The sequence below is a fragment of the uncultured Thiodictyon sp. genome (assembly GCF_903828115.1).
Lineage (GTDB): Bacteria > Pseudomonadota > Gammaproteobacteria > Chromatiales > Chromatiaceae > Thiodictyon.
In genome coordinates, this window is record NZ_CAIKKU010000805.1 from 1 (window position 1) to 3,912 (window position 3,912).

The 3,912-nt window shown below is 63.5% G+C and carries 4 protein-coding genes; 2 read left to right on the forward strand and 2 right to left on the reverse strand.

Translation table 11 applies throughout. The annotated features are described in order from the left end of the window. Positions 1 to 646: 646 nt before the first annotated feature. Positions 647 to 913, reverse strand: coding sequence for a hypothetical protein (locus QZY48_RS29750; protein WP_295437431.1), 267 nt, complete (start codon positions 911 to 913; stop codon positions 647 to 649). Positions 914 to 1,105: 192 nt separating this feature from the next. Next, on the reverse strand, positions 1,106 to 2,683 hold the full coding sequence (locus QZY48_RS29755) for a class I SAM-dependent DNA methyltransferase (RefSeq protein WP_295437433.1): 1,578 nt from the start codon (positions 2,681 to 2,683) through the stop codon (positions 1,106 to 1,108). Between the two features lie 532 nt (positions 2,684 to 3,215). On the opposite strand from QZY48_RS29755, the gene QZY48_RS29760 reads away from it, so the two are divergent. After that, the gene (locus QZY48_RS29760) at positions 3,216 to 3,518 is read left to right on the forward strand and encodes a hypothetical protein (RefSeq protein WP_295437435.1); all 303 of its coding nucleotides are present in this window, start codon (positions 3,216 to 3,218) and stop codon (positions 3,516 to 3,518) included. Continuing rightward, entirely contained in the window at positions 3,506 to 3,724 is a 219-nt protein-coding gene (locus QZY48_RS29765; protein WP_295437437.1) for a PIN domain-containing protein, read from the forward strand. Before QZY48_RS29760 ends, QZY48_RS29765 begins: the two co-directional genes overlap by 13 nt. Positions 3,725 to 3,912: the final 188 nt, after the last annotated feature.

Sequence of the window (3,912 nt, forward strand, 5' to 3'; positions counted from 1 at the left end):
CCGCGACGATCTGGCGCAACACCTCATACTGTCCCTCGTTGATCTTCTTTGGCCGACCACCTTTCGACATCGTTGCGCGCCTCGTTCTTGTAAACTCGCGCAAGAATATCGGCCAGGTAGATTTTGTCTATACCCTCTAAGAGACCAGTAATACAAGAACGATTGATTGATCTTGCGGTCGTCCAGGGCTCTCCAGTACGAAAGGTGGGGCGAGTATATCGCCCCCTCTTGTTCGGCGCGGATTACGCCGATTCGCCCGGTAGAGTTCCCCTTCGTTGTTATTACAACGTCCCCCAGCTTCGCAACCTTGTTGCCAAATAGAGACAAGTCTCCGGCGATGAATCTGTCAGGCTTGTCGAGTGTAAAGCCCGTATCCTGAAGATAGGCAGCGCGGAGAAAGATCGGTCCATGACCGCCAAGCTCTACATTCTTGGCGCGGTAACCATCGCCGAAATCGAGCAGGCCATCGTCGCGAAGCCTTGTGAAACTCAACGAGTTGGATGTCATTCTCGTTCCCACGCTCCGCGTGGGAACGCATCCCTGGCCGCTCCTGCGGCCCGAACGCCCACGCGATGCCGGAGCCTCAGGACTTGCTCCCACGCCGGAGTGCGGGAGCAAAAAAGTTCGGTAAGGCGCGTCTCATTCATCAATCCGAACCCCTGCCCGCCGCTCGCGCGTCGTCGCTGTCTGCCGGTTGGCTGCCGCTCGCCGGTCCTGCGATTTCCCCGGCACGAACATAGATCACATATTCACCCTGCACATCGAGCGCGAGGATCTTGCCTTGCTGCAAGGCCTCCAGTGTCGCTGCATCAAGCGTCACGCATTCGTCTCTCCAGCGCTTGCCGAAAGGCGCTTCGGTTGTATCTGAATCGTAGATGCGATCCACAATGGCAATGCGGCTATCAGTGGTCACGATACAGTCTCCCGTTTATCTCTGCGCTATCTTCTCATCGTCGTGTCGCGTTCTGCCCGCGCGCAGGGCGTAGGTCGGGTTAGCGCAGCGTAACCCGACATTGCGGCGCCGGCTGTCGGGTTAGGCGCGCGGGCAGCCGTGGTGCCTGCTTGAGGCGCCGTGCCGCGCGCCTAACCCGACCTACGTCGGCCGTCACGCTTGCACCCCGACGCGGGCGAGGTTCTCGCGGATCGCCTGCTCCAGCCGCTGCCCCTCCGCGAACTGAGAGTCTAGCCTTTGCTGCAAGGCCGCGAACCGCTCCACAAAGGGCGTCTCGTCCTCCTCGACCTCCGCCGCGCCCACATAGCGCCCAGGCGTCAGCACAAACCCATGCCCGGCGATCTCAGGCAGGGTCGCCGCCTTGCAGAAGCCCGGCACGTCGGCGTAGGTGCCCGCGTCCATCTCTCCGCGCCAGGCATGGTAGGCGTTGGCGATGCGGTCGATGTCCTCATCCGTAAGTTCCCGCCGGGTGCGGTCGACCAGGTGCCCGAGCTTGCGGGCGTCGATGAACAGGGTCTCCCCGCGGCGCTCGCGTAAGCCCCCGTTGCGCTTGTTCTTGGCCAGGAACCACAGGCAGGCGGGGATCTGGGTGGAATAGAACAACTGACCGGGGAGCGCAATCATGCAGTCCACCACGTCGGCCTCGACCATGGCCCGGCGGATCTCGCCCTCGCCGGACTGACTCGAGGACATGCTGCCGTTGGCAAGCACGACACCGGCGGTGCCGTTGGGGCCCAGGTGGTGCAGGATGTGTTGCAGCCAGGCGAAGTTGGCGTTGCCCGCGGGCGGCGCGCCGTAGCGCCAGCGGGGGTCCTCGCGCAGTTTGGCTCCGCCCCAATCGGAGATGTTGAAGGGCGGATTGGCGAGGATGAAGTCGGCGCGGAGATCCGGCAGTTCGTCCTTGTGGAAGCTGCCCTCGTTGTTCCAGCGGATATCGGCGTCGATGCCGCGCACGGCGAGGTTCATCTTGCATAGCCGCCAGGTGACATAGTTGGACTCCTGGCCGTAGATGGCCAGCTCGCCGATGCGCCCGCCGTGGGCGGTCAGGAAGCGCTCGGTCTGCACGAACATGCCGCCGGAGCCGCAGCAGGGGTCATAGACCCGCCCCAAGACCTTGCGGGCGGGGTCCGGGAAGGGTTCCAGCATTTCCACCAGCACGCTGACTACCGAGCGCGGGGTATAGAACTCACCGCCGCGTTTGCCCTCGGAACCGGCGAACTGGCCCAGGAAGTATTCGTAGACCCGGCCCAAGAGGTCGCGGGCGCGGTCCTGGGACTCACCAAGCGCGATCTTCGAGATCAGGTCGATCAGTTCCCCCAGCATCACGGCGTTGAGTGCCGGGCGGCCATACTCCTTGGGCAGGACGCCCTTGAGGCTTAAGTTGACCTTCTCGATCGCGACCATGGCGTCGTCGATCAGCTTGCCGATGCCGGGCTGTTTGGCCTGGGCCTTGAGGTGCGACCAGCGCGCGCCCGGCGGCACCCAGAAGACGTTCTCAGCGGCGTACTCGTCGGGGTCTTCGGCGCCGTCCGGGTACTCGGCCAGCAGCGCGGCGTGTTTGGCCTCGAAGCTGTCCGAGATGTGCTTGAGGAAGATGAGCCCCAAAGCGACGTGCTTGTAGTCGGACGGCTCCATGTTGCCGCGCAGTTTGTCCGCGGCCTTGAACAGGTCGGCCTCAAAGCCCAGGTCGCCGCCGTTGCGGGTGGTGCCGGTGGTGTTCGCGTCGGCCATGGGTCGGGTTCAATCCGGTTGGGCTGCTGCGTCGGTACGGCGAATATACCGCATAGAGCATGATGCAGGCGATGTCCCCGCGCACCGCGGGCGGGGATTGGACGCGGGGGGTGGCGGCGTTGCTGCGGATGGCGCAGGCGCCGCTTTGCGGGCTCGCTCCTGATCAAGCTCTCCTGGGTCGAAGACGACGGCCTCGGCGAGGAGCTTCAGAACTGGCTGAAGGAGACCCTGCGCCCCGGTGGTCAGTGGAACCAGGCGCGCGTCATCAGTTCGAGCCGCCGCCCGCTCCACCAGGCGGACCCGCGCCGATCCTCGCCTGCCTGCAGGCCCACCCCGGCTGGCACCGCAAAGAAGCCATCCTCGCCGCGACCGGCTTCCCCGACGACCGTTGAACTGCCACAATCAAGGCCCTGCCGGCCGGCGGACAGGTGGAGCGTCAGGGCGAGCGGCGCGGCGCACGGTAGCGGCTCCGTGAAACCTGACCGTGAAGCCGGGAAGATATACACCAACTGATTGCACCGGAGTAGACTTGATGGGCACCACTAATGCTGTCGATAATTCTCATATCGAAGCGGTTGCGCAGCGTTCCGCGTCGTTGCCTCAGTCCTACTATGAAACCGAGGCGGTCATTCCCCCTGACCATCGCCTCGTTCTGGATCTGCCCTCTGACGTTCCCGTAGGTCCGGTGCGATTGGCGATCATCTATCAGACGCCGCCACGTCCCCCGCGGCCAGGGATCAAGGAGTTGTTGATGGCGATGCCGGATGTCGGTACCGATGAGGATTTCGCCCGTCGCCAGGACTTAGGTCGTGGGAGTGAAGCATGGGATTCCTGATCGACACCAACGAGACGACGGCTGATCGAGTCCTGCCTATCACACCGGCCATTGCCGATCGCTGGGGTCGGCTGGGAGTGCCAGACCCGCTGCCGGTGATCGATAGCCTGCTCGCTGCCACTGCGCTGGTCCATGGTCTGACCCTGGTGACGCGCAACGTCGGCGATATGCAGCGCACTGGTGTTCCGGTCTTCAATCCTTTTTGAAGACGATAGTGGTCCATGATGAGGCAGCATCAGACTTCCACCCGCATGGTAGCCGTTCAGAGACCCCTTGACCGCTGCCTCCAGCCCGATCAGTATGTTCCCCCTACGCTGCCCGATGATACCGCGCCACTGACCGATGCACCTGAGCGACCACAGCCTCAACCAGCTTGATGAAGCCTACGTCCAGG